The organism is Mycobacterium sp. 852002-51152_SCH6134967, from assembly GCF_001667105.1.
Taxonomy (GTDB): Bacteria; Actinomycetota; Actinomycetes; order Mycobacteriales; family Mycobacteriaceae; genus Mycobacterium; species Mycobacterium neumannii_A.
Window position 1 is genome coordinate 137,278 of record NZ_LZIK01000063.1, and the last position, 25,625, is coordinate 162,902.

Sequence of the window (25,625 nt, forward strand, 5' to 3'; positions counted from 1 at the left end):
CGCATCGCAGAAAGGTCGGGTGCACCTAGGTAGAAACGGAATCGAAGGAGGCGGGAATGGCTCCAGCCGCCGTTCGCAGCTTCATCTTCGCCGTCGAGTTCCGCATCGCCGAATCCGAGCGCGTGGGACCGGTACTCGCGCAGCACGAGGAAAGTCTTCGCGATCTCGGTGCCCGATATGCGTTCGTGTACGAGTCGGTGGTCGATCCTGGGAAGGTCCTGGTCGTCATCGGCATCCGAACCGAACGGCCGCTGCTCGACCTCCTCCGTTCGCCGTATTTCTTTGACTGGTTCGACGCGGTCGGCATCGAAGATCTTCCCGCCGTCTTCGCAGGCGAAGTCGTCGAGCGCTTCGACCTCGGCGAACCACCCGCGCCGGGTACCGAGGTGGTGGTCGCCGCCGTCACCCGGATCCAGAACGTCGAGGTCTTCATGGCTCGTGTGCGCGAATCACTCGCCGACTTCGCCCGCTCAGGAATTCGCCGGACACTCGTGTACCGCGCCTTCGACACCCCTCGCGAAGTGCTCTTTCTCCATCAGCTTGCGACGGCTCGTACCGCGCTGCAGTGGGTCGCGAATTCCGACATCGCCTCGGAGTGGCTGACATCCGCCGGCGTCGGCGCGTATCCGCCCGTCTTCGTCGGGCGGTTCGTCCACGCGATGCGACTGGCCGAGACGGCCGGGACGGATCTGCACTGATGTACGTCTGCCTGTGTCTCGGCATAACGATCGAGGTGGTCTCAGAAGCCGTCGCCTCAGGCGCCAAGACGTCGCGGCAGGTGTCCGACGCGTGCGGCGCCGGATCGGACTGCGGTAGGTGCCGACGAACGATCCGCTCGATCATCAAATCCGCGGAAGCGGGCACGGAATCAGGTAGGAGAAGCACGGCATGAGCGATCGACACTCCAATATCGAGGGCGCGCGGATGCTCGTGATCGGCGCATCGTCGGGCATCGGCCACGCACTCGCGCGCGCGGCTCACACCAGGGGAGCCCGAGTCGCGCTCGCGGCCAGACGGGTCGAGCCCCTGTCCGGACTCGCGGAGCAACTCGACGGTTCCGCACACGAGCTCGACGTCTCCGATCCACGCGCCATCGAGCGGGTCGTCGACGAGGTGGCCATGATGTTCGGTCAGCTCGATGCGGTGGTATTCACCAGCGCTGTAGTGCCATTCGCCTTGATCGAGGAGACCGACGTCACGACGTGGCTACACGCCTACGCCGTCAACGCGGTAGGCGCGTCGCATGCGCTGCGTGCGGCCCTCCCCCACCTCGCCGACGACGCGGTTGTGCTGGTCGCGTCGAGCCATGATGTCGGTAGGCCACGCGCGGGCGTCGCGGCCTACCACGCAAGCAAGGCCGCTCTGGACGAAATCCTGCGGTCATGGCGGGCCGAGCATCCGGAACTGGCCGTCATCCGTGTTAGCGTCGGCCCGACGGAGGGCACTGAGATCCTCCGCGGGGCGGACCGCGACTTACTGGCCGATCTGTACCGGGCCTGGGCACAGGAGGGTCAGATTCCGGCGAAAATGTCCGCCGTCAACGACGTGGCCAACGCCATGCTGTCGTTGATCGCCATGTCTCGCGCCAACCCCACGGTCGTGAGCGACATCGTGCATCTGGCCCCCCGCCTGAGCACAGGCCGATAGAAGGACTCCGTCAATGGATTTGGGCTTCGAAGGGGCGACCGCAGTCGTCACCGGCGGCAGTAAGGGGATGGGACTGGCGATCGCCGAAACGCTGGGCGCCGAAGGAGCGTCGGTGGCGATCATGGCGCGCGGACGACAGGGCCTCGACGCGGCGACCGAGCGGATCCGCAACGCCGGGGCGCCTGAGGTGCTCGCACTGAGCGTCGACATGGCCGACGCCGAGTCAATCACGGCCGGGTACGCCGCAGTCAGCGAAGCCTGGGGCCGGCTCAATGCGTTGGTTCACACGGTCGGGCCGGGTGCCGGCACCTTCGACGAACTCGATGACGACGACTGGTATGCCGCCTTCGGCCTGGGCACAATGGCGGCAGTCCGGTCGGTACGCATGGCGCTCCCACTGCTGCGCGCCGCCGAGTGGGCACGCATCGTCACCTTGTCCGCACACTCGATCCAGCGTCAGAGCCCGCGGCTCGTCGCCTATACCGCGACGAAGGCGGCACTGTCGAGCTTCACCAAGAATTTATCGAAGAGCCTTGGGCCCGAGGGCATCCTCGTCAACTGCGTATGCCCGGGCACCATCGTGACCGCGAGCTTCACCGAGATCCTCAAGGACGTGCTGGCCGCCGAAGGACTGGACTCCGCGGATCCGCACGATGTGATGACGTGGGTGGAGCGGACCTACGGGCACCCCTGTGATCTCGGCCGGGCTGGGCTACCGGAGGAAATCGCCTCGACAGCAGCTTATCTGGCGTCGCGCCGTAACGGCTATGTCACCGGTGCCACCGTCAACGTCGACGGCGGCTCGGACTTCATCTGAATGCGAGCGTCTTTCCGGGGCGCTCAGCTGTTCTTCGACATCTCTGCGGCGGCCGTGTCGGCCCACTGCGCTTGGTGCCGGCCCATCGTCATAGCACCGTTCCAACCGCCGTCGGTCCACAGCACCTCACCGCCGACATAACTGAACCGCGGGCTGCCGAGGCAGACCAGCGGCCAGGCTTGCTCCTCGGCAGTCGAATACCGTCCGACCGGTCCGACCGCCTGATCGACGGTGTCCTTGCCCATCAGGTCCTGGAATGCCGGCATCATCGCCGTCTCGGTGGGGCCTGGGTTGATGCAATTGATGCGGATGCCGCGGCGTCCGAGTTCGGGGTACCACCAGCCCACCCACGCATCGATGATGTACTTCGAGTAGGCGTAGCCGCTCCACGACCACAACTTTTCGTTGGCGGTCAGCCATTCGACGGCTGCCTCGAACCCCTTGGTCTCGAGTAGCCCGGTGATGACCTTGATGTGGTCCTGCCAGCCGATCGCGGCCGACGACGAAATCACGCTGATGGCCGACCCTTCGGGCATCTTCGGCACGAGCTGCTCGGCCAGGTGACGCGCTCCGACGAAGTTGACCAGAATCGTGTCCCATTCGCTGAACGGCGGACCGGGCAGCCCCGCACAACTGAAGAGCCCGTCGACGGGGCCGTCGATGGACGCCGCGACCTCATCGATGCTCTTCGGGTCGCGAAGATCGATCTGTAGCGCGCGGGCGACCGGCGCGGTCGTGGGTTTGATGTCCAGGGCGGTGACCGTCGCACCGAGCTCGACGAGGATTTGCGCGGTCGCCTGGCCCATGCCCGACGCCGCACCCGTTACGACCACCGACTTGCCCCGGTACCTCAGCACATCGTCCACGGCACGCTCCTGTCGAGAACTTCATTTACCGATTGTGAGAACCTACGTTATCACCGGTGTACTGTCGCACCGTGACGGTTTCGAACGGGGCCGCCCCATGACCGCCGGTGCTCGCCCATTGCGCATCATTCAGTGGGCGACCGGCTCCGTCGGCTCCGAGATGATCACCACCATCCTCGATCACCGCCCCGACCTCGAGTTGGTCGGAGCCCGCGTGTATTCCGACGCCAAGAACGGGGTCGACATCGGGACGCTCGTCAACAGAGCTCCCATCGGCGTCACCGCCACCACCGATGTCGCCGCCATCCTCGCGCTGGAAGCCGACCTCGTGTTGTACGCGCCGTCTTTCACCGATCTCGACGATGTCTGTGCTCTGCTCGAGAGCGGCAAGAATGTGGCAACGCCGTCATTTCTGTTCCATCCTCGGCGCATTCCCGAGGCCGACAGGGACAAGCTTCTGGCGGCGTGTGAGAAGGGCAACAGCACCATCCACGGCAGTGGCCTCAACCCGGGCAATCTGTCCGGTGTGCTGCCGCTGGCGCTGTCGGGCATGAGCCGCACAATCGAGCGCCTGACCCTGCAGGAGAGAGCTGATTGGACGCTGTGGGAGAGCACCGAAATCACTTTCGATGGAATGTGGTTCGGCCGACCGGTTGATGACGTCACCCCCACCGCCAATGGTTACCTGAGTTTTCTGACGAAGCTGTTCGTCGAGCAGACCTGGTTCATCTCCGACAGCTTGAATGCCGACATCGACGGCGTCTCGGTGTCCCTGGAAACGGCGCAGGCGACCAAGGACCTCCAGGTCTTCGATCACGTGGTGCGGCAGGGCAGCACGGCCGGACAGCGCTGGAATTTCATCGGCCATCGCCGCGGTGAGCCGCTGATCGAATTCGAAACGCTCTGGACCGTCGGCGGCGAATATCCCGACCACTGGCCGCAACCGCTCGATGGCTGGACACTGACCATCGAGGGTGACCCGTCCATGCGTACGCACTTCTTTCCACTGGCCAGCTTCTCGCGCGAGGCATCGATCTCAGAGCACGTCCGCGCCGGTCTCATAACGGTGGCGATGCAGGTCGTCAACGCCATCCCGGCGGTCTGCGCGGCCCCCGCAGGGTTCGCGACGATGGCGGACCTGCCCCTCATCCGTAGCTACACAGGATTCGGAAACAAGCCCTGACGTCGCTGGCCCAGCTAGCCCCTGCGGTTCGTCCAATGCGCGACGAACGGCGCGATGTCCGACAGGTCATAAAGCCCCGGCTCAGCCGCGACGACCGTGGGTATGGCGTTGATCGCATGCATCGCGGTGGCCAAGCACCCCTGTTCGGCGTGGTCTTCTCCGGGAGAACCGATTTCGAGGTGTATTCGCATGTTCGGCTCGCCTTCGAAGGCGAGATCGTATCCGGTCTCGTTCGGCCAGTGCGGCGCCAGATCATCAGCCATGCGGGTGAGATGCTCGACCGATAGCGTGGTCTCGCCGCAGTCGACGACCACGCCGAACCGCATCGCACCGACGGTGCCCGAGGGGATCTCGCCCGCGGCGACGGTCAACGCCCGCGGCGTCGTCACGACCTCACGGAAGCCATCGACCGCGCGGATTCGCAGTCCGAGCGCCTGAGCAAGAACCGTCGCACTACCGATCCACGCGCTCGCCGCATACTCGGTGTTGGCGAGCAGTGGGGTGGTGTCGTCGGGTGCGTGCCCGAAACCCATGGCATTGAAGATCAAGTCGTGACTGGCGTAGGTGGAGTAGTTGAGCACCTCGCGGACGCTGATCCGGTTCGTCTGCTGTGTGAGCCGCGACAGTAGAGGCGCGATCGACTCGCCGAAGAAGCCCGGGTACAGGCCCACCCCGAGGAATGATGATCGGCCTGTTTCACAGGCAGTTTCGATGTCGTCGGCCAGCGATTCGTGCAGTGAGCGGAGATGGACGAACCTGCTACCCGTGGCGACAACATTCTTACCCGAAGCGAGCAGGTCACAGACATCGGCGAAGCATCCCGGGGTGTCGGTCTCGACCTTGCCCATGTAGAGCACGACGTCGGCATCGGTGGCGATGATGGCGTCGCGGTCGTCGCTGGTGACCACTCCGGCCTCACCGGCACCGCACAACGTGCCCGCGTCGACAGCGGCTTTCGCCGGATCGTAGACCCGAACACCGACGACAGAGAGATCCGGCCGGCCGAGGATGTGGCGAAGCGCCATCATTCCCGTTACGCCGGTCGCCCACTGAATCACTCGCGTCATACGGGTGCTCCCTCAATTCCACACGACGTCGAGGCGAGGGGGCGACCGGAACATCGTTCCGGTAATGTAGGGCGCCGGCGCGTCCGGATCGAGCCGGAGTCCGGGCAATTCGTCGAACAAGGCGTTGAAGATCTTCGTGGTCTCGAGCCGAGCCAGATGCATGCCCAGGCAGACATGGGCGCCGTGCGCGAACCCGATGTGCGGCTTGCGTTCCCGGAAAATGTCGAACTCCTCCGGTTCATTCCACCGCCTTTCGTCGTGGTTCGCGCTGCCGAGACTGAGCATCATCGTCGCACCCTCGGGTACGTGAACCCCGCCGATCTCGGTGTCGCGGGTGACCTCGCGCATGAAATTGAGCAGCGGGGTTTCCCAGCGAATGCCTTCCTCGATCGCCTGCGGCAGCAGGCTGCGGTCGGCGCGCACCGCGTCGAGCTGATCAGGATGGGTGAGCAATGCGTAGGCCAGGCTGGCAGTCGAGCGGGACGTGGTCTCGGCGCCCGCGGGCAGTAGGTTGCGCATGAAACCGTAGATCTGTTCGTCGGACATCTTGACGCCGTTGATCTCCGCACCCGCGAGGATCGACACCATGTCATCCCTGGGCGCTTTCCGCTTCTCGGCCAGAATCCCGACGAAGTACTCCTTCATCGTCGCCGACGCCCGCATCGCGCGGTCCATGTCGGCGCGGAAGCCCAGCAGGTCGATCGCGAGTCGGTGGAAATGCAACACATCGGAATCGGGCAAACCCAACAGGGCAGCGATCACACGTACCGGAATCGGCATGAACACCGCGTCGACCAGGTCGGCCCGCTTGGCAGCCTTGATCTTCGCGATGGTCTGGTCCACCAGCGGGCCGACGAGTTCGGTATCCCAACGCTTCATCGATGAGCGAGCGAAGGCGAACTCGTGCAGCTTGCGGTAAATCGCGTGTTCGGGGTCCTGCATCTCGAGGATGGTGGGGCCCTGAAGTGGCCGTACTACGTCCTCGTAACACCGGGTGCTGAAGGTGATGTTGTCGGTGAAGATCGCCTTGACGGTGTCGAACGTGTACGCCGTGAAGGTTGGCGGGCCGTCTCCCGAATTACCGATCATGCCCATCTCCGGCCACCCAGCATGCACCGGCGCCTGTGCCCGCAGCTCCTTGAGGAAGGGATAGGGGGTGGCGTCACCGTCCGCGCCCATCCCTGCATTGAATTTGTCCTGAGCGTCTCGAATGCTCTGCTCGAGATCCTCGACGCTCGCCGGCTCGAACATGCGACGACTCCTCACTGCGGATCGGCCGCTATCAACATACACCCTGGTGGTTGCCGACCTCCATCATGTACGTTTGGCCGAAGCCAAGCCATAGCCTCAGCGAAAAGCACACCGGGAGCGTTCGATTGGTAACTCGGGTCGTCCAATGGGCCACAGGCGCCGTCGGTCGCGCTGCACTGGCCGAACTGATCGAGAACCCTGATTTTCAATTGGTCGGCGTCCTCGTGTACGACCCGGCCAAGGAGGGGCTGGATGCCGGCGCACTGTGTGGTCTCCCGCCGACCACGGGCGTGCTCGCCACCACCGACAAAGACGAGATCTTCGGACTAGGGGCTGACGTCGTCATTCATACCGCCAGCAAGGCCCATGCCGTTGACACCAACGCCGACGACATCTGCGGACTGCTCGCGGCGGGCACCGACGTCATCACGACGACGTCCTACAACCACCTGCCCACCTACGGCAGCGAGACCGAGGAGGCGTTCGTCAAAGCATGTCGCGCTGGACAGTCCCGCTTCCACGCCGCGGGAGAGAATCCGGGGTTCATGTTCGAACGCCTGGTGGCGACGGTGACGGGACTGAGCAAGTCGATCGACCGCATCGACCTCTACGAAGCGACCGACGTGTCGGCCGTCGACAGCAGACCCATGCTCGTCGACCTCATGGGCATGGGTCGACCGCCCGAAGACGTCAGTGTCGACTCGCCGATCATCCAGAAGCTCGACATGGCGTACCGTCAGGCGCTCAACGCTACCGCCGACGTCCTCGGCGTCACACTGTCGCACGTCGAGGTCTCCGTTGATGCCACGACGCTTCCTCACGACCTCGAGGTGCCCGCAGGCACTATCGAGGCGGGAACGGTCGTCGGCCAACGGTTCTCATGGGTCGGACACTGGTCAGGCCGCCCGCTGCTGGCCATCCACGAGGAATGGGTCCTCACGCGGGATCTGCCCCAGTGGGGGCTCACGCCGCTTGCCCCGGGAGAGAAGGCGCCGCTGATCCGCGCCGTCATCAAGGGCGAACCGAGTTTCGAGCTCGCGCTCGACGTCGGCTGGGACGGCAAGGTGCCCAACGGGCAGCACGCGCAACCGGGGCATCTGATGATCGCGATGGGCGCAGTCCGGGCGATCCCTTACGTGAGGGCCCAGCCGCCGGGGATCGTCACGGCACCGGTGTTCGGTGCGATCCAGCTGGGGAGCCGGCGCCGAAACTGAGGATCTGCACGGAAATTCACGTCACTTCGTGCGCAAGCTCAGTCTCGTGAAAATTCACCGCGCGTGCGATGTTGTCGCTCGGCGCCGCGTGGAATACGTGTCCGCTTCCGTCCGGTAGCACTCGGCGCGCGATCAGGTAATCGGAGCCCAGCCAACCCTGCCTGATGTAACGGCCGAACCGGAGGAACGTCCCCGGGGCTCCGCTCGCCGACGGCACGAGCTTCACCTGCTCGATTCCGTGCTTGACACCTTCGCCGGTCAGCGGCCTCGCAGCCGCTAAGCCGCGGGCGATCACGGTCGCGACGTCGTGGCACAGGCCCGGCATCGAGTGCGCCGGTCGGCGGCCGTAGCGCGACTCGAACCGGTCGAGGAAGGCCTGACCGATGCGGTTTCGCTCGTCGTAGCTGTCAAGACCGATCCAGCCGCGCAGGTGATGCATCCACTCGGCGTTGATGTGCGCCATCTCGAACGCCGTCGTGGTGTAGCGCGGCGGATCCCAGCCGGCACTCTCCAAGGCGTCCGAGAAGCCCCACAACCCGTGGCCGAAACCGACGTGCACCAGCGCATCGGGACCGGCCGCCCGCAGTTGGGCGACCACCGCCTCCTTGTCCGCTTCGACCTGAGGGATGGCCGCCGTGGCCACGACCTTCAATCCCGCTGCGGAATAAGCCTTCTCGGCGAACGCCAGATACTCCTTGCCGATGAGAGAGGCCTCATAAGCGATGGCGATGCGCGACCTTGCGTCGCCGAGCATCACCGCGGCCAGCATGACCGGCTCCTCGGGCATCGATCCGTTGTTGAGCGCGAACGTCCACTCCCCCAGCGCCTCCTCCGATCCCGACAGGATGAGATTCGGAACCTTGGCCACGCGGTCGGCGTGCGCGGACAGCGGCACCGCGTTATCGGAGACGTACGGGCCGAAGATGACCAGGCAGCCTTCGGCGACCAGCTCGTCGTAACCGCGTTCGACGGCATGGTAGGTGCCATTGGGCAGGCCGATGACGTCGCGCCGCACCACTTCGATCGGCCGGTCGACAAGCCCGGCGGAGCCCGCTTCCTCGAACACCAGCCGCAACGTGTCCAGCGTATCGTCCTCGGTGCTGGACCTGGTCGGATAGTCGTTGAGCAGACCGACTTTCAGCGGGGCCACTGAACCGTATGCGCGGGCCTGTTCCTCTGCCATCCCCGCAACATACACAATGAATGTCGCTAGGATGCCCCTATGGCCATGCGTGGTGGCACGGACTCCGAGCGACGCGCTCGCGGCGACCAAACTCGGCGTCATCTCATCGATGCCGGACGCATCCTGTTCGTGGAGAAGGGCTACTTCAACACCAGCATCGGCGACTTGGTCACGACCTCGGGCGTCGGCACCCGCGGCGCCTTCTATCACCACTTCAAGGACAAGGCCGAACTCTTCCGAGCGGTGTTCGAGGAGGTCGAGCGGGACCTCACCTTGCGTTCGCTGTCCTCCCCGCCGCGCGGCGCGGACTCGTGGGAGCGACTCTGCGCAGGTCTTCACGGCTTCCTCGAGTCTGCACTCGAACCCGAGGTGCAGCGCATCATGTTGGTCGACGGGCCTGTCGTGTTGGGCTGGCGGACACTGCGCGCGATCCAGGAGGACAACAGCATCGCGTTGATCAACGAGATGGTGCGCAATGCCATCGCCGAAGGCAGCATCGACGATCTGCCCGTTGCCGAGCTCACGCATATGCTCGTCGCATCGCTCGAGGAGGGCGCGCTCCTGGTGGCACACGCGAAAAGCCCCGGCCGCGCGCGCGGTCGGGCGGCACGCATTCTCGACCGGCTTCTGCTCAGCTTCGCTACGGAGCCGCGCAAGGTGGTCAGGCGGTAGTAGTGGTTGATTCGCGACCCGGGATGATGGCCTACCGTATGGAAATGAGCGTTTCCATTTTTGATTATTGTTCTTCTACCGGACTGATAATGTTTCTTCGCCCTCGTCTCAAGGAGATCTGATGTCAGACGCGCCACCACTGCGAGTCGCCGTAGTCGGTGCGTCCGCGGGTCTCGGCCGCTGCATCGGTGTCGGGCTCGCAAAGGAGGGTGCCCGGGTCGCGTTCCTCGCGCGTCGTCGTGACCGCCTCGAGAACGCCGCCGAGGAGGCGGGCAGCGGTGCGGTGGCCGTCGCGTGTGACGTCACGGACGCGGATGCCTGTCGACGCGCCATGACAGCCGTCGTCGAAGAATTCGGCGGTCTCGACGCGCTGGTCTACACGACCGGCGTCGGTGTTCTCGCCCCGCTGACCGAGGTGACGGCCGAGCAATGGGCAAATCTCTTCGCCACCAACGTCACCGGCGCATCACTCATCACCGCGGCCGCTGCACCTCACCTGGCCGCCAACGCCGGTTCGGCGGTGTACCTCTCGTCGCTCAGCGCTTCCTACTCCGCCCCATGGCCCCTGCTGGGTGCCTACGCGGTATCAAAGGCAGCGTTGGACAAACTGGTCGAGGCCTGGCGGATCGAACACCCCAACATCGGCTTCACCCGCCTGGCGGTCGGCGACTGCTTCGGCGGTGAAGGAGACTCCCAGACCGAGTTCAACAAGACCTGGGATCCGCAGGCGCTCGAGAACGCCATCCGATTCTGGATGGACAACGGCTATATGCAGGGCGGTCTGGTGGAAGCCGATCACCTCGTTGACGTCGTGCACAACGTACTTCGTTGCGGAAACAGCAGTTTCATCCCATACCTGACATTGGCTCCCAGACCGTCGGGCGCGGTGGCCGAACTTCGACAGTGGTGAAGGACACTCGTGACACACGAATCGCGCATGCTCATCGACGGCAAGCTCGTCGAATCAGAAACAGGCCGGCAGTTCGACAACGTCAACCCCGCGACCGAGGAGGTCCTCGGCGGCGCCGCCGACGGCACCCGCGCCGACATGGAACGGGCGGTGGCGGCCGCCCGCCACGCGTTCGACCACACCGACTGGTCGCGAGACGGACAGGCCCGTGCCGCCGGACTGCGTCAACTGCAGGCGGCGCTCGAGGCCGAACGCGAGGAGATCCGCAGCGAGCTCATCGCGGAGGCCGGCTGCCCGCTGCTGAGCACGTTCGGACCACAGCTCGACGTGCCGCTCAAGGAAGCCCTTGGGTGGCCGGCCGATATGATCAGCCAGTTCCCTTGGAAGCGAACACTTCCCGACAAGGATGCGTTCGGCATGGGCACCCTCGCCGCCCGTGAGGTGTGGAAGGAACCCGTCGGAGTCGTCGGCGTCGTCACGCCGTGGAACTTTCCATTCGAGATCATCCTCAACAAGATCGGGCCGATTCTCGCCATGGGCAACACGATGGTGCTCAAGCCCGCTCCCGATACGCCGTGGAACGCCACCCGCATCGGCCGGATCATCGCCGAGCAGACCGACATTCCGCCTGGGGTGATCAACATCGTCACCTCGTCGGATCATCTGGTCGGCGAGGTGCTCTCGACCTCTCCCCTCGTCGACATGGTGGCCTTCACCGGGTCGACGGCGACCGGCCGGCGCATCATGAAGGCCGCCGCCGACACCGTCAAACCGACGTTCCTCGAACTCGGCGGCAAGTCGGTGTATCTGATACTCGACGACGACGGCGACATCAGTGCGTCGGTGGGCGGCAGCGCGTTCATATCCATGCATGCCGGACAAGGCTGCGCCATGCCGACCCGGTTGCTGGTGCCCAACAGTCGCTACGCCGAGGCGGTCGAGATCGTCAAGGTCGCCATGGAGAAGAACAAGTACGGTGACCCCACCGACCCCTCCGTGTTGCAAGGCCCTCAGGTTTCCAAGCGCCAGCAGGACCGGGTGATGGGCTATATCGAGAAGGGTAAGCAGGAAGGGGCAAGGGTCGTCACCGGCGGCAACGTTCCTTCGCACCTCGAGAAGGGTTTCTTCGTCGAGCCAACGGTTTTCGCCGACGTCGACAACCGGATGACGATCGCCCAGGAGGAGATCTTCGGCCCGGTGCTGTCGGTCATCGGATTCGACGACGACGACGATGCGGTGCGCATCGCCAACGACTCCATCTACGGCTTGTCGGGTGTGGTGTTCGCCAACGATCTGGACCGAGCCAAGTCGGTCGCGAGCCGGATCCGCACGGGAACCCTCGGAATCAACGGCGGCCTCTGGTATGGCGCAGACGCCCCTTTCGGCGGCTACAAGCAATCCGGCATCGGACGGCAGTGCGGCATCGAAGGCCTCGAAATCTTCACTGAAACCAAGACTGTCGGCTGGCCGAAGGAGGCGTAGATGAAATCACGTGCGGCCGTGTTGCGCGGCGTGGGCATCGATTGGGAAGTCACCGACATCGAACTGGACCCGCCCCGCGCCGGTGAGGTTCTGGTCAAGATGGCCTACGCCGGGATCTGCCATTCCGACGAACACTTCTACACCGGCGACAGCGTGCCCAGTCCAGAGATGGAAGAGCTGATGCGGGCCTCCGGCGTGCCGGTGCCGGAGTGGTTCCCGATGCTCGGCGGGCACGAGGGAGCCGGCATCGTCGAAGACGTCGGCCCTGAGGTGAAGATGCTCAAACCCGGTGACCACGTGGCGGTCTCGTTTTTCCCCGCGTGTGGCTCCTGCCGCTGGTGCGTGACCGGACACACCTATCTGTGCGATGTCGGCGCCGACATCTACAGCAAGGCCATGACCACCGACGGCACGTGCAGGCGCCACGTCGGCGACGAGGACCTGATGGCGATGATGCAGGTCGGCACCTTCTCCGAGTACGTGGTGGCGTCCGAACGCTCGCTGGTCAAGATCAACGACTGGGTACCGTTGGAAGCGGCCTCTCTCGTATCCTGCGGTGTCACAACCGGTTTCGGTTCCGGCTCGGTGGCGGCAGGAACCGAACCCGGCGACACCGTCGTGGTGGTGGGTGTGGGCGGCATCGGTATGAACGCCGTGCAGGGTGCGAAGGTCGCCGGCGCCAAGCACATCGTCGCCGTCGACCCCAACGAGTTCAAACGCGAGATCGCTCCCACCTTCGGCGCCACTCACACCGCCGTCGACGCCGGTTCCGCTCTGGAACTGGTCAAGGAGATCACCTGGGGCGTCATGGCCGACCGCGTCGTACTGACGCCGGGAGTTGTGCCGGCCGACCTCGTGATGGTGGCGCTGATGCTGTTGCGCAAGGGCGGCACCTGCGTCCTCACCGGCATGGCGAAAGTCAGCGACTTGATGGTCCCGCTGAGCCTGCCCGACATGGTGAGTTCCTGTAAGACCCTCAAAGGGGTCCTCTACGGCGAGATGAACCCCCGCGAAGCCATGCCGAGACTGCTGTCGATGTACGAGGCGGGCACCCTCAAGCTCGACGAACTGATAACGCAGAAGTACAAGCTGGACGACATCAACGAGGCAATGAAGGATCTGAGATCCGGAAGCAACATCCGTGGGGTCATCGCTTTTTAGTAAGTAGCGCCTTTTAGCACGCGAGCCGCGACGGCGTTTCGAAACGACTCGCAGCCGTGCAGGGTAGAGTCGGTTTCATTCAGGGGCTGAGCCCACGCCTCACAGTGAATGTGCGTGAGTGCAGGGGTGTGATGGTTTCCATTTCCGACGTGGCTTTCCACGGTGACCGATGACCAGCGACAGGACCGTGAGAACTGAGGCGCCCGGCGAAGCAGCCGGCTGGCAGTCCGTTCCTCACCCCGTGGTCATGGTCGACCGCGACGGTGTCATACGGGGACTGAGCGACTCCGCGCGCTCCCTCTTGCCGGACGCCGAGGTCGGGGCCGGGTTCGCCGACACGGCGCCGCCGTGGTTGACGTGCGCCCATGACCGATTTCTGCGAGACACGTCGGCCGACGCCGCGCAGGCGTCGGCCATCGGCGAGCTCACAGGGCGCGATTTCGAGGCACGCCCCTCGGCGCTGCCCGGCGGCGAGGTCGCGTGGTGGCTGGTCGAAGACACCCACCGGACTCTGCAGGACGCGCACGAGGAGCTCGCCAGGGAACGCGGGCGCGCCGCGCTTCTCGACGACGTCTCTGCGGTGCTGATGGCATCGCTGAACTTCGAACGCTGCATGGAGGCGACCGCGCAGATGGCGGAGCGTCATCTGGCGGACGCCGCGGTGGTCGTCGCACCTGTCAGGGGTGAGCGGATGCCTGTCGTCTGCAGCGGAGCCGACGGTGCCGCCGAACACCGCAGCGTGGAAGCCGACCCCGCCGAGGTGTCGGGCCTGCGCGAGGCGCTTCGCGGGTTCCCGCCGGTCCCGTCGCGTTGGATCGACCCCGCGTCGGTGCCCGACTGGTTGATTCCATCGCACTTCGTCGGGCAGGTCGGGTCGGTCCTGATCACACCGCTGCCCGGCCACGGTGTTCCGGCAGGCGCACTCGTGTTGTTGCGCCGCGACTCGCACACGGCATTCAGCGAGAACGAGGAACGGTTCGCGCGGCTGTTCGCGTCACGTGCGGGTGCGGCGCTCTCCGCGGCGCGGTTGTATGCCGAACAGTCGGCGATCACCCGCACCCTGATGCGCGAACTGCTGCCCCCTCCGTTGACACCGAACGGGGACTTCGAGCTCGCAGGCGGCTACCGCGCGTCGGCAGACCACGAGCTGGTCGGCGGCGACTTCTACGACGTTCATCCCGCCGTGGACGCCGACGGCGAAACCCTTGTCGTTCTCGGTGACGTCTGCGGCAAGGGCCTGGAGGCCGCTGTACTCAGCGGCAAGATCCGCAACACGCTGCAAGCGCTCGCGCCACTGGCCGATCAGCACGAAGCGGTGCTCAAACTCCTCAACAGTGCGCTGTTGACCCCCGACAACAGCCGTTTCGCCACGGTGGTGCTCGCCTCCGTCGCGCACCGCGACGGTCAGTTGAAGTTACGGCTGACCTGCGCCGGGCACCCACCCCCGCTGATCGTGCGGAACGACGGGACGGTGGAGCAGACGGACACCCGCGGCATGTTGGTCGGCGCGCTGCCGCAGTTCAAAGCGCGCTCGACCGAGGTCTCGCTCGCCCCCGGCGAGACGTGCCTGCTCTACACCGACGGCCTGTCCGAAGCCCGGGGCGGCCCACTCGGCCAGGAGGCCTTCGGCGAAGAACGTCTGATCGGTGCGTTGGCGCAATGCGCGGCGCTGCCCGCCGAAGCGGTTGTCGAGCGGATGATGATGCTTGCCTCGCAGTGGGTAACCGATCGGGAACACGACGACATGGCCGTCGTGGCCATCACGGCGCCGCGCCGGACACATCTCAGTGCGGTCGACGGCCACACTGCAGGCAGGTATATAGCGTGAGCAGACCGGACATCGGCGCGGGAACAGCCGCGACCGATCCCGCAGCGGTGCGCGAGCGACTGTGGAAAGCGGCGCTCGACGGTGACGAACAGGCCGCGGTTGCAGTCCTCTTCGCGGCGGTGGACGCAGGACTGACGCCCGAGGATGCGCTACTCGAGGTGATCGCGCCCGTCCAACGCAGGGTCGGCGCGGAATGGGCGGCCAACCGGATCACCGTCGCCCAGGAGCACGCGGCCACCGCGATCAACGACCGCGTCATCGCGGCTCTGTCGCAGCACCCCTCCGGCGAATCCACCGACGAGGCCGGGCGGGTCACCGTGGCCTGCGTGGACGGGGAATGGCACGCGCTTCCCGCCCGGCTGCTCGCGGAAGTTCTGCGCCTGCGCGGCTGGCGGGTGGACTTTCTCGGCGCCCAGGTGCCGACTCCGCACCTGATCGCGCATCTGCATCAGCACGCACCCGACGCGGTCGCGCTGTCGTGCTCGATCCCCACTCGCCTGCCCACCGCGCACGCCGCGATCACGGCGTGCCAGGCCGCGGGCGTCTCGGTGCTCGTCGGCGGCGCCGCGTTCGGCCCCGACGGCCGCTACGCACGGCTTCTCGGTGCCGACGCGTGGGCACCGGATGCCCGGGCCGCCGCGCAGTGCCTGCGCGCCGACATCGGTCGACTACGCCTCACCCCGAACCGGCAGGCGGCGGACCAGCTACCGCACCTGGCCGACCAGGAGTACTCGATGATCAGCACCGCCAAACCGCAACTGGTCAAGTCCACCGTCGCCGAGTTGGAGAACCGCTTCCCCGCGATGCGGGACTACAGCGAGGCGCAACGCGAACACACCACCGAGGACATCGCGCACATCGTCGACTTCCTCGCGACCGCGCTCTATATCGACGACCACGAGTTGTTCACCGGGTTCATCGTGTGGACGGCCGAGGTGCTCAGTTCCCGTGACGTACCGGCGGCCTCGCTGATCCCCGCACTGGAGCTGCTGTCCGCTCAGCTGCAAGACTTTCCCCGAGCTCAGCGCCACCTGGCCGCTGCGCGCACCGCCCTGGCCTCCGACACCACATCGATCGCATGAAGCTCACCTTGAAGTCTGACGTCACGATTCCCTCGGCACGCATCCACGTCGCGGGCGACCTCGACTACGGACACACCGCGTCCCTGGTGGATGCCGTCTCCGAAATGCTCGCCACCAACACCGGCGTGAAAGACCTGCACCTCGACTTCACCGAGCTGGCGTTCCTCGATTCCACCGGGCTGTCGGCGCTGCTGGTGATCCACCGGGAGGTGACACGCTCCGGTGTCGTGCTGCACCTCGACAATCGGCCACGACAGCTCGACCGCGTCCTCGAGATCACCGGCCTGCTCGAACATCTGACCTCTGGTGAGGCCACCGCTTCCCCACGTCCCGACGAAATCGAGATCGGTTGAGCGACATGGCCGGACGGGTGTCCGCACTGCAGCGCTACCCCGTGAAATCGATGCTCGGAGAAGTACGCGACCGGGTCCGGATCGGGCCGCTGGGCATCGACGGCGACCGCCGGTACGCCCTAATCGACGAGGAGACCGGACGAGTCGCCACCGCCAAGCACCCGCGGCGATGGAGCACCCTGTTGCAGTGCGCGTCGACGACCGGCGAGGACGGAAGCGTCACGGTTACCCTGCCCGACGGGCGAAGTATGCCGGTCACCGAGGCGGCCGAGCCGCTGTCCGAAGTGCTCGGGCGCACAGTGCATGTCGCCGACGAGCGGGCTGCCGGCGTGGTTCTCGAGCGCTCCGATCCGATGGAGGTGCTCGCACACGGCATCGACGCCGAGTTCGAACCGGTGCTGCTCGAACTCGGGCAGGGTGCACCCGGCGGCGCGTTCGTCGACCACTCGCCGGTGCATCTGATCACCACTGCCACGCTCGACGCGATCGGCGTGGGCGCGGCTGAGGCGCTGCGGTACCGACCCAACGTCGTCATCGACGTCGGGTCCGAGCCCTTCGTCGAGAACGAATGGGTGGGAGCCCAAATCGAGCTCGGTAAGGCCACGCTACGCGTCACCCTGCCCACCCCACGCTGCGCCGTTCCGACACTGCGACATGGTGCGACCGAACGACTTCCGAACGCCGTGCGCTACCTGCTGGAACACAATCGCGTCGAGGTGCCGGGCTTCGGTAAGGCGCCGTGTGCGGGGGTCTACGCCGAGGTGGTCGCGGTCGGCACCGTCAGTATCGGCGACAAGGTGCGCGTCGGATAGCCCCCCATGCGGCGATCGCTCACCTTGGCTTGTCACCACCGTCCTGATGTCAGGGTCGCGGAAGCGGGTATGAAGAGGTGATGACGAAACCCTCCCCCTCAGGTAAGACCGTTTTCATCACTGGGGCCGCCGCCGGTATCGGGCGAGCCACGGCGCTGACGTTCGCCCGCAACGGATTCGTCGTCGGCGGCTACGACATCGACGAAGTCGGGCTCAAGTCGCTGGCCGACGACATCGAGCAGCTGGGCGGTGTCGTGCACACCGGCCACCTCGACGTCACCGACCCCGACGAGATGGCCGCGCGGGTGCGGGAGTTCGCCGAGGCCGCCGGTGACCGGCTCGACGTGATGATCAACAACGCGGGGATCCTGCGCGCCGGTCGCTTCGAGGAAATGGACATCGCCGGCCACCACAAGGAGATCGACATCAACGCCAAGGGTGTGGTCAACGGTCTTTATGCGGCGTTCCCCTTCCTGCGTAAGACCCCGAACTCGGTCGTGGTGAACCTGTCCTCCGCGTCGGCGATCTACGGTCAGGCCGAGTTGGCCAACTACAGCGCCACGAAGTTCTTCGTCCGCGGGATCACCGAGGCGCTCGACATTGAGTGGAACCGCTACGGCATCCGGGTCATCGCGATGTGGCCCCTATATGTGCAGACGGCGATGACCCAGGACGTCAAGACCGGAACGACGGACTCGCTCGGCATCCGGCTGACCGCACAGGACATCGCAGACGCGATCCTCGAGGCCATCGAACCGTCGCGGCTGCGGCGCGCCATCCACCAGGTGCACTTCCCCGTCGGAAAACAGACCAAGGTGATGACCATCGCCTCCCGGTTCTCGCCGGGCTGGCTGACCCGTTACGCGAACAAAAAGCTGTCACGATCCTGACGCCCACCGGCATCTGTTGAGGTTCAAATCGGGCTGATCGCAACGGATGTCCCCTACGCGGCGGCCGACATACGGTCCGCGCATGAACGAGGACTGGCTCGCGGTCATTGTCGGCCTTTCGCTGCTCGCGCTCATCCTGGTGGGTGCGATTCCGGGAAGCGCGATCCCGTGACCGAACAGACGACCACGACGAAGCCGCAGACCTCACCCTCGGGGGTCGGCTACGCCGTCGCCGGGGTTCTCGTGGTGCTCGCGCTGGGTGCCGTCACGCGCTACCTGGAAACGCACGTGCCGCAGTGGGCCGACGGCACCGCGTTCGAGCGTGTCGCGAAATCCATCGAATTCCCGTTCTACGCCATCGCTTTGGGCCTACTGGGCAACGTCGTGCTGTCACGCTTGGCCCTTCGCGACGCGCTGTCGGGTGGTTTCCGTACCGAGTTCTTCATCAAGACGGGCCTGGTGCTCCTCGGCGCGTCGATCAACCTCAAGGTGCTTGTCACCGCGGCCGGCCCGGCGATCGTCCAGGCGCTGCTGTTGATCTCGATCGTGTTCGGCTTCACCTGGTGGCTGGGCGGAGTGCTGCGGCTCGAGGACAAACTGCGTGCGCTGCTCGCATCGGCGGTGTCGATCTGCGGGGTGAGCGCGGCCATCGCGGCAGCAGGCGCCGTGCAGGCCAAACGCGAGCAACTCGCCTACGCGGCGTCCCTGGTCATCGCGTTCGCGCTGCCGTCGATCTTCCTGTTGCCTTGGCTGGCGGACGTTTTCAACCTCTCCGATGCGGTGGCCGGCGCCTGGATCGGTGGCAACATCGACACCACGGCCGCCGTCGCCGCTTCCGGGGCCATCGCCGGGGAGGACGCGCTGCAGATCGCGACGATCGTCAAGACCACCCAGAACGCGCTGATCGGGGTCGTCGCAATCGCGCTGACCGCCTACTTCGCGCTGAAGGTGGAGCGCAAATCGGGCGCCGAGGCGCGGCCGTCGATCGGGCAGTTCTGGGAGCGCTTCCCCAAGTTCGTGCTCGGCTTCGTCGCTGCGTCGATGGTGGGCACGCTGTATCTGGCGTGGGGCGGGGACAAGTCGGCGATCAGCACGGTCAACGACCTGCGGACGTGGTTCCTGATCTTCGCGTTCGTCGCGATCGGTCTCGAGTTCTCTCTGAGGGGACTCAGGGAGGCCGGTTGGCGACCGGTCGCGTTGTTCGCCTCGGCAACCGTGGTGAACATCGTCGTGGCACTGGGTCTGGCCGTCGTGTTGTTCGGGAACTTCCAGGTCGGTTAGCTACGCTCGCCGGGTGGCCACGGGGCTGAATCGACGAGGCTTCCTGACGATGACCGCCGGCGCGGCGCTCGTCACCGCGGGATTCACGGCCGGCTGCGGTTCGGACAAACCCGGCGCCGTGGCCAAGGACGGCTCGGTCACCGTCAAGCACGCCTTCGGCGAGACCAAAATCCCCGCGCCGCCCAAGCGGGTGGTCAGCGCCGGTTTGACCGAGCAGGACGACCTGCTCGCGCTCGGCGTCGTACCGGTCGCGGTGACCGACTGGTTCGGAGGCGAACCGTTCGCGGTATGGCCCTGGGCGCGAGCCAAACTCGGCTCTGCACAACCAGCCGTGCTCAGCCTCGCCGAGGGCATTCAGGTCGACCAGATCGCAGGGCTGAACCCCGACCTCATCGTCGCCACCAACGCCGGACTCGATTCGGACACCTACTCGAGGCTGTCGGAGATCGCGCCGACCGTCGCGCAGTCCGGCGCCGAGGCGTTCTTCGAGCCGTGGAAACACCAGGCCACCACCATCGGGCATGCGGTGTTCAAACACGACGAAATGCAGGCGCTGCTCGTCGCCGTCGGCGACAAGTTCATCGCGGTCGCCGAAAGCAATCCCGGTTTCGCGGGCAAGACGGCGGCGCTGTTGCACGGCCGCCTGGACAATGGGGAACCGCAAGCCCTGACGCCCGCATGGCGCACCGAGTTCCTCACCGCCATGGGCCTGAACGTCACCGACGGACTCGGCGCCGACGTGCTGATCTGGGCCACCGAGTCCGACGAGGAACAGTCCGCGCTGCTGGCCGCGCCGAGGGTCGCCGAGCGCGGCAAGGCGAACGTCTTCACGGGCAAGGAACTCGCGGGCGCGATCGCCTTCGCCTCACCGCTGTCCTATCCCTTGGTGGCCGACCAACTGCCGGCGCGCATCGCCCAGGCCCTCGCCTGAGAAGATTGCGCGGTGACCGCCGACATTGAGGCCGAACACCGCGGGTTCGCGACCACGGGATCGGCCTACTATCCGACGCTGGTCGCGGTCTTCACCGGCCTGGTGCTGATCTCCAATATCGCCGCCACTAAAGGCGTCGCGTTCGGCCCGCTGCTCACCGACGGTGGATTCCTCGTCTTCCCGCTCACCTACGTCATCGGTGATGTGTTGAGCGAGGTATACGGGTTCAAAGCCGCCCGGCGCGCCGTGATCATCGGCTTTTGCATGCAGGCGTTGGCGGTACTCGTGTTGTGGGCGACCGTGCACCTCCCTGCTGCGCCCGACTACACCAACCAGGAGGCGCTTGCCAGCACCGTCGCGTCCATCACTGGGTTGGCGGCCGCCGGACTGGCCGGCTTCCTGGTGGGACAGTTGGTCAACGCCTGGGTGGTGGTGCGTATCAAGGCACGCACCAAAGAGAAGCACCTGTGGGCCAGATTGCTTGGCTCGACAGTCGTCGGCCAGTTCGCGGACACGTTGGTGTTCTGTGCCATCGCCGCACCGATCATCGGATTCGGCGACATGCGCTCGTTCGTGGTGTACGCCGCGTTGGGATGGGTCTACAAGACCGCGGTGGAAGTGGTCGTGCTGCCCGTGACGTACCGGGTGATCGCCTTCATCAAGCGCCGCGAGCCGACGTATCGGCCCGCCGCTTGAGGCATCGCTAAAACTCCTCTGGCAAGGCTCATAGAGCAGGCGTATTGCAAGCTACTCGCGGGTAATTTCGCAGGTATGACCGTGACAGCCGAAATGGAACGTGACGTGCCGGGCGCCGGCGCGATGCCGATCCGCGACTACGGGGATCGGGCGCTGTTGCTCGAGTTCGGCACCACCGCCGAGGTGCTGGCGTGGAACGAGGCGATCCGACGGGCCGACCTGCCCGGCGTCCTCGACATCGTGCCCGCCGCGCGAACCGTGTTGGTCAAGCTAGCCGAGCCCGGGTATCAGGCGCCGACGCGACAGCGTCTCGGCGGGTTGCGCATCGACGCCGATCCGGAGGCCGAGCTGACACCGCCCGCCGGCGGCCACGCCGACCTCACGATCGACGTCGTCTACGACGGACCCGATCTCGACGAGGTGGCCCGACTGACGGGGCTGACCCGTGACGACGTCGTCGCCGCACACACCGGCAGCATGTGGCGGGTCGCGTTCGGCGGGTTCGCACCGGGCTTCGCCTATCTCGTCGGCGGTGACCGCAGGCTCGAGGTGCCGCGGAGATCCGAGCCGAGGACCAAGGTGCCTGCCGGCGCTGTGGGTCTGGCGGGCGAGTTCAGCGGTGTCTATCCGCGCGAGTCGCCCGGCGGCTGGCAGCTGATCGGCCGCACCTCCGCGGTGCTGTGGGACATCAACCGAGACAACCCGGCGCTGCTGACATCGGGCATGTGGGTCCAGTTCCGGGCGGTCAAGTCATGACGACGACGCTGGAGATCCTGCGCTCCGGCCCGTTGGCTCTGGTCGAGGACCTGGGCCGGCCCGGGTTGGCGCATATGGGCGTGGGCCGCTCCGGTGCCGCCGACCGCAGCTCGCACACACTGGCCAACCGGCTGGTGGCCAACCCCGGCGATCGGGCCACCATCGAGGTGACGTTCGGCGGGCTGGCGGCGCGGGTGCACGGTGACGATATCGCGATCGCGGTCACCGGCGCCGACACCGATCCCTCCGTCGACGGAGTGTTGTTCGGCACCAACAGCATTCACTACGCCCGCGACGGTGAGGTGATCTCGCTCGGCGCGCCGCGCGCCGGCCTTCGGACATATCTGGCGGTGCGCGGCGGCATCGACGTCGAACCGGTGCTGGGCTCGCGGTCGTATGACGTGATGTCGGCGATCGGTCCGCAGCCGCTGCGGGCGGGCGATGTGCTGCCCGTCGGCGAGCACACCGAGGACTTCCCCGAGCTCGACCAGGCTCCCGTCGCGGCCATCGAGGACGACGTGCTCGAGTTGACGGTGGTGCCCGGCCCGCGCGACGACTGGTTCGTCGATCCGGATGTATTGATTCGCACGAACTGGCAGGCGACCAACAAGAGCGACCGCGTGGGCATGCGGTTGGTCGGCGGGCCACTCGAGTACCGCTGGCCGGACCGGCAACTGTCGAGCGAGGGTGCCACGAGGGGCGCAATTCAGGTGCCGCCGAACGGTTTTCCCGTCATTCTCGGGCCGGATCACCCGGTCACGGGCGGGTACCCGGTGATCGGTGTGGTCGCCGACGAGGACATCGACAAGGTTGCTCAGGTGCGACCCGGGCAAACGGTGCGGATGCATTGGTCGCGGCCGCGCCGACCGTTCGGGGACCGTTAGTCTCACCGCGCTGGTAGAAAAGCAGTGTGCATGTTCAGGATCCGTACGCTCCCGTCGTGCGCATCCACAGCGCACGGCTGATCCATACCTCCGACCTCGACCCGGAGACGCGCTCGGACGCCAAGCGCATGGTGATCGACGCCTTCGAAGGCTCGTTCACCGACGTCGACTGGGAGCACTCGCTCGGCGGCATGCACGCGATGATCTTCGACCACGGTGCGCTGATCGCGCATGCGGCAGTGGTGCAGCGGCGGCTGCTGTACCGCAATACCGCGCTGCGGTGCGGTTACGTCGAAGCGGTCGCGGTCCGTGAGGACTGGCGTGGGCAGGGCCTGGCTCGCGCGGTGATGGACGCCGCAGAGCAGGTGATCCGCGGGGCGTATCAGCTCGGGGCCCTCAGCGCGACGGAAGCCGGCAGGCCGATTTACACCGCCCGCGGTTGGCTGCCGTGGCAGGGACCGACGTCGGTGTTGGCACCGGCCGGGTTGACTCGCACTCCCGACGACGACAACGCACTGTTCGTGCTGCCGGTCAGTGTGGAACTCGACACCAGCGCCGAGATCACCTGCGACTGGCGCGACGGCGACGTCTGGTGAGACTCACACCCACACCGGGTGTGGGGTGAGGGGAATTTCACGGCGGGGTCACCGCGCGGCACGTTGAGGCAATAACGCCTCGTTAACGTCGGGTTTCATGACGTTCTGCAGGCTGCGGGCGGTGCCGACACGCCTCGGAAATGGCCAAGTAATCACTTGGAAACATGCGCTGCTTACACAGGTTCCATGACTGAGCCGGACTGGGCGCCGCTGACCGGATTCCGGGTGGCCGTCACTTCCGCTCGGCGCGCCGACGAGCTGAGTGCACTGCTGCGCCGCCGCGGTGCGACGGTGACGAGCGCGGCGGCGATCCAGATGGTGCCGTTGCCCGACGACGACGAACTGCGTGCCCACACCGAGGGCCTGATCGACGTCCCGCCCGACATCGTGATCGCCACCACCGGCATCGGGTTCCGCGGCTGGGTCGCCGCGGCCGACGGCTGGGGGCTGGCCAACGATCTGACCGCCGCGCTCGCGAAGGCGCGCGTCGTGTCGCGCGGCCCCAAGGCGACCGGTGCGCTGCGCGCCGCCGGGCTGCCCGAGGAGTGGTCCCCCGACTCGGAGTCGTCACGCGAATTGCTGCACTACCTCGTCGAGGGCGGTATCGCCGGGCAGCGGATCGCGGTGCAGTTGCACGGAGCCACCGATGACTGGGACCCGTTTCCCGAGTTCCTCGACGAGTTGCGCGCCGCGGGTGCCGAGGTCGTGCCGATCCGGGTGTACCGGTGGCATCCGGCGCCACACAACGGTGACTTCGACCAACTGGTGGCCGGCATCGCCGACGAGAAGTTCGATGCGGTCAGCTTCACGTCGGCGCCCGCTGTCGCGTCGGTGTTGCTGCGGGCCAAGGAGATGGGCCTGGAGAACCAGGTGATCGCCGCCTTCCGCCGGGACGTGCACGCCATGTGCGTCGGCCCCGTGACCGCCCGCCCGCTGGTTCGGTTGGGTGTACCGACGTCGGCTCCGGAGCGAATGCGATTGGGGGCGTTGGCCCGTCACATCACCGATGAACTGCCGCTGTTGTGCACGCGCACCATTCGGGTGGCCGGGCACCTGCTCGAGATCCGCGGCACGTGCGTCCTGGTCGACGGTGTCGTCAAGCCGGTGTCGCCGGCGGGCATGGCGACGATCCGCGCGCTCGCCCACCGGCCGGGAGCGGTGGTGTCGCGCGCGGACCTGCTGCGGGCTCTGCCCGGCACCGGCACCGACACCCACGCCGTCGAAACCGCCGTCTTGCGGCTGCGAACGGCGTTGGGCGACAAGAACATCGTGTCGACCGTCGTCAAGCGCGGCTACCGCCTGGCCGTCGAGGACAACCTGGTGAGTGCGCCGTGAGCTATCTGCTGGTAGCGCACGGCACGCGTAAACAGAGCGGTGTCGCGCTGATCGGAAACCTCGCCGACCGGGTGTCGACGGTGCTCGGCACCCCGATCCACGTCGCGTTCGTCGACGTTCTCGGCCCGACACCGAGCGAAGTGCTGCAGACGTTGTCCGATCGGACGATCCTCGTGCCGGCATTCCTGGCGCGCGGATATCACGTCAACGTCGACATCCCCGCACACGTCGCGGCCAGTGGGCATCCCGACGTGACCGTGTCCGAGGCGCTCGGACCCAGCCCTGCGTTGACGCGGGTACTCATGGATCGCTTGATCGAGTGCGGCTGGCGGCCGGGCGATTCGGTGGTGCTGGCGGCGGCGGGCACGTCCGATCCCGGTGCACTATCTGATTTGCGCCAGACGTCGGCGTTGTTGTCGGCGGTGATCGGCGAGCGGGTCGAACTGGCGTACGCCGCGACCGGTGAGCCGCGCGTCGCCGACGCGGTGGCACGGCTGCGTCGCGCTGGTGCGCGGCGGGCGGTCGTGGCCTCTTACCTGTTGGCCGAGGGCCTGTTTCAGGACCGGCTGCGGGCCAGCGGTGCCGACGCGGTCGCCGACCCGTTGGGCACCCATCCCGCGATGGTGCGGCTGATCGCCAACCGGTTCCGCCGCGCCCGCGTTCCGCTGGCAGCCTGACTCACCGCCGCGAAATGGCATTCCAGCAGGTGTTCACTCGAACTTTCGCTG

Annotated in this window: 27 protein-coding genes; 23 read left to right on the forward strand and 4 right to left on the reverse strand. The window is 66.3% G+C overall.

Annotated features, from left to right (window positions below; genetic code table 11):
* Positions 1-56: 56 nt before the first annotated feature.
* Genes A5790_RS19610 through A5790_RS19620 form a run of 4 tightly spaced genes read left to right on the forward strand, consistent with a single transcriptional unit; the run spans position 57 to position 2,464 of the window.
* Positions 57-698, forward strand: a complete 642-nt coding sequence (locus tag A5790_RS19610) for a hypothetical protein (protein ID WP_066847951.1) — start codon at positions 57-59, stop codon at positions 696-698.
* Complete coding sequence (locus A5790_RS25560) at positions 698-892, forward strand: bacterioferritin-associated ferredoxin (protein WP_082961797.1); 195 nt, start codon at positions 698-700, stop codon at positions 890-892. Before A5790_RS19610 ends, A5790_RS25560 begins: the two co-directional genes overlap by 1 nt.
* Positions 889-1,647 carry an SDR family oxidoreductase gene (locus A5790_RS19615; protein WP_066847954.1) on the forward strand — a complete coding sequence of 253 codons (759 nt, stop codon included), beginning with the start codon at positions 889-891 and terminating at the stop codon, positions 1,645-1,647. Before A5790_RS25560 ends, A5790_RS19615 begins: the two co-directional genes overlap by 4 nt.
* Before the next feature lie 13 nt (positions 1,648-1,660).
* Positions 1,661-2,464, forward strand: coding sequence for an SDR family NAD(P)-dependent oxidoreductase (locus tag A5790_RS19620; protein ID WP_066847957.1), 804 nt, complete (start codon positions 1,661-1,663; stop codon positions 2,462-2,464).
* 23 nt (positions 2,465-2,487) lie between these two features.
* Here A5790_RS19620 and A5790_RS19625 read toward each other — a convergent pair whose 3' ends face one another.
* The gene (locus A5790_RS19625) at positions 2,488-3,330 is read right to left on the reverse strand and encodes an SDR family oxidoreductase (RefSeq protein WP_066847960.1); all 843 of its coding nucleotides are present in this window, start codon (positions 3,328-3,330) and stop codon (positions 2,488-2,490) included.
* A 97-nt stretch (positions 3,331-3,427) separates the two neighbouring features.
* On the opposite strand from A5790_RS19625, the gene A5790_RS19630 reads away from it, so the two are divergent.
* The gene (locus A5790_RS19630) at positions 3,428-4,513 is read left to right on the forward strand and encodes a dihydrodipicolinate reductase (protein ID WP_066847962.1); all 1,086 of its coding nucleotides are present in this window, start codon (positions 3,428-3,430) and stop codon (positions 4,511-4,513) included.
* A 14-nt stretch (positions 4,514-4,527) separates the two neighbouring features.
* Here the strand turns inward: A5790_RS19630 and A5790_RS19635 are convergent, their stop codons facing one another.
* Positions 4,528-5,580 carry a dihydrodipicolinate reductase gene (locus tag A5790_RS19635; protein ID WP_066847964.1) on the reverse strand — a complete coding sequence of 351 codons (1,053 nt, stop codon included), beginning with the start codon at positions 5,578-5,580 and terminating at the stop codon, positions 4,528-4,530.
* Positions 5,581-5,592: 12 nt separating this feature from the next.
* Complete coding sequence (locus tag A5790_RS19640) at positions 5,593-6,831, reverse strand: cytochrome P450 (protein ID WP_066847966.1); 1,239 nt, start codon at positions 6,829-6,831, stop codon at positions 5,593-5,595.
* Between the two features lie 125 nt (positions 6,832-6,956).
* Here A5790_RS19640 and A5790_RS19645 point away from each other — a divergent pair, with 125 nt between their 5' ends.
* Positions 6,957-8,045 carry a dihydrodipicolinate synthase gene (locus A5790_RS19645; protein ID WP_066847969.1) on the forward strand — a complete coding sequence of 363 codons (1,089 nt, stop codon included), beginning with the start codon at positions 6,957-6,959 and terminating at the stop codon, positions 8,043-8,045.
* A 16-nt stretch (positions 8,046-8,061) separates the two neighbouring features.
* Here the strand turns inward: A5790_RS19645 and A5790_RS19650 are convergent, their stop codons facing one another.
* Complete coding sequence (locus A5790_RS19650; protein ID WP_066847973.1) at positions 8,062-9,228, reverse strand: ABC transporter substrate-binding protein; 1,167 nt, start codon at positions 9,226-9,228, stop codon at positions 8,062-8,064.
* A gap of 39 nt (positions 9,229-9,267) precedes the next feature.
* On the opposite strand from A5790_RS19650, the gene A5790_RS19655 reads away from it, so the two are divergent.
* The 17 genes from A5790_RS19655 (at position 9,268) to A5790_RS19735 (ending at position 25,574) form a co-directional block, all read left to right on the forward strand.
* On the forward strand, positions 9,268-9,900 hold the full coding sequence (locus A5790_RS19655; RefSeq protein ID WP_066847976.1) for a TetR/AcrR family transcriptional regulator: 633 nt from the start codon (positions 9,268-9,270) through the stop codon (positions 9,898-9,900).
* Between the two features lie 121 nt (positions 9,901-10,021).
* Positions 10,022-10,810: an SDR family oxidoreductase gene (locus A5790_RS19660; RefSeq protein ID WP_066847977.1), complete on the forward strand. Its 789-nt coding sequence runs from the start codon at positions 10,022-10,024 to the stop codon at positions 10,808-10,810.
* A 27-nt stretch (positions 10,811-10,837) separates the two neighbouring features.
* Positions 10,838-12,292, forward strand: a complete 1,455-nt coding sequence (locus A5790_RS19665) for an aldehyde dehydrogenase family protein (protein ID WP_066848353.1) — start codon at positions 10,838-10,840, stop codon at positions 12,290-12,292.
* Entirely contained in the window at positions 12,293-13,453 is a 1,161-nt protein-coding gene (locus A5790_RS19670) for an NDMA-dependent alcohol dehydrogenase (protein WP_066847979.1), read from the forward strand.
* Between the two features lie 169 nt (positions 13,454-13,622).
* Entirely contained in the window at positions 13,623-15,281 is a 1,659-nt protein-coding gene (locus A5790_RS19675) for a PP2C family protein-serine/threonine phosphatase (protein WP_066847981.1), read from the forward strand.
* Positions 15,278-16,363, forward strand: coding sequence for a B12-binding domain-containing protein (locus tag A5790_RS19680; protein ID WP_066847983.1), 1,086 nt, complete (start codon positions 15,278-15,280; stop codon positions 16,361-16,363). The genes A5790_RS19675 and A5790_RS19680 overlap by 4 nt, the downstream gene beginning before the upstream one ends.
* The gene (locus A5790_RS19685) at positions 16,360-16,716 is read left to right on the forward strand and encodes an STAS domain-containing protein (protein ID WP_066847985.1); all 357 of its coding nucleotides are present in this window, start codon (positions 16,360-16,362) and stop codon (positions 16,714-16,716) included. The genes A5790_RS19680 and A5790_RS19685 overlap by 4 nt, the downstream gene beginning before the upstream one ends.
* A 5-nt stretch (positions 16,717-16,721) precedes the next feature.
* Positions 16,722-17,528, forward strand: coding sequence for an MOSC domain-containing protein (locus A5790_RS19690; protein WP_066847988.1), 807 nt, complete (start codon positions 16,722-16,724; stop codon positions 17,526-17,528).
* Between the two features lie 80 nt (positions 17,529-17,608).
* Positions 17,609-18,418: an SDR family oxidoreductase gene (locus tag A5790_RS19695; protein WP_066847989.1), complete on the forward strand. Its 810-nt coding sequence runs from the start codon at positions 17,609-17,611 to the stop codon at positions 18,416-18,418.
* A 168-nt stretch (positions 18,419-18,586) separates the two neighbouring features.
* Positions 18,587-19,699, forward strand: a complete 1,113-nt coding sequence (locus tag A5790_RS19700) for a YeiH family protein (protein WP_066847993.1) — start codon at positions 18,587-18,589, stop codon at positions 19,697-19,699.
* Positions 19,700-19,712: 13 nt separating this feature from the next.
* Complete coding sequence (locus A5790_RS19705) at positions 19,713-20,630, forward strand: ABC transporter substrate-binding protein (protein WP_066847995.1); 918 nt, start codon at positions 19,713-19,715, stop codon at positions 20,628-20,630.
* A 12-nt stretch (positions 20,631-20,642) separates the two neighbouring features.
* Positions 20,643-21,326 (forward strand): queuosine precursor transporter, encoded by a 684-nt coding sequence (locus A5790_RS19710; RefSeq protein WP_066847998.1) that lies wholly within the window; start codon positions 20,643-20,645, stop codon positions 21,324-21,326.
* Positions 21,327-21,401: 75 nt separating this feature from the next.
* The gene (locus tag A5790_RS19715) at positions 21,402-22,082 is read left to right on the forward strand and encodes an allophanate hydrolase subunit 1 (RefSeq protein WP_066848001.1); all 681 of its coding nucleotides are present in this window, start codon (positions 21,402-21,404) and stop codon (positions 22,080-22,082) included.
* Entirely contained in the window at positions 22,079-22,966 is an 888-nt protein-coding gene (locus A5790_RS19720) for a 5-oxoprolinase/urea amidolyase family protein (protein ID WP_066848003.1), read from the forward strand. Before A5790_RS19715 ends, A5790_RS19720 begins: the two co-directional genes overlap by 4 nt.
* A 26-nt stretch (positions 22,967-22,992) precedes the next feature.
* Positions 22,993-23,562 carry a GNAT family N-acetyltransferase gene (locus A5790_RS19725; protein WP_066848005.1) on the forward strand — a complete coding sequence of 190 codons (570 nt, stop codon included), beginning with the start codon at positions 22,993-22,995 and terminating at the stop codon, positions 23,560-23,562.
* A gap of 186 nt (positions 23,563-23,748) precedes the next feature.
* Positions 23,749-24,897, forward strand: a complete 1,149-nt coding sequence (locus A5790_RS19730; RefSeq protein WP_066848007.1) for a uroporphyrinogen-III synthase — start codon at positions 23,749-23,751, stop codon at positions 24,895-24,897.
* Positions 24,894-25,574 carry a sirohydrochlorin chelatase gene (locus A5790_RS19735; RefSeq protein WP_066848010.1) on the forward strand — a complete coding sequence of 227 codons (681 nt, stop codon included), beginning with the start codon at positions 24,894-24,896 and terminating at the stop codon, positions 25,572-25,574. Before A5790_RS19730 ends, A5790_RS19735 begins: the two co-directional genes overlap by 4 nt.
* Positions 25,575-25,625: the final 51 nt, after the last annotated feature.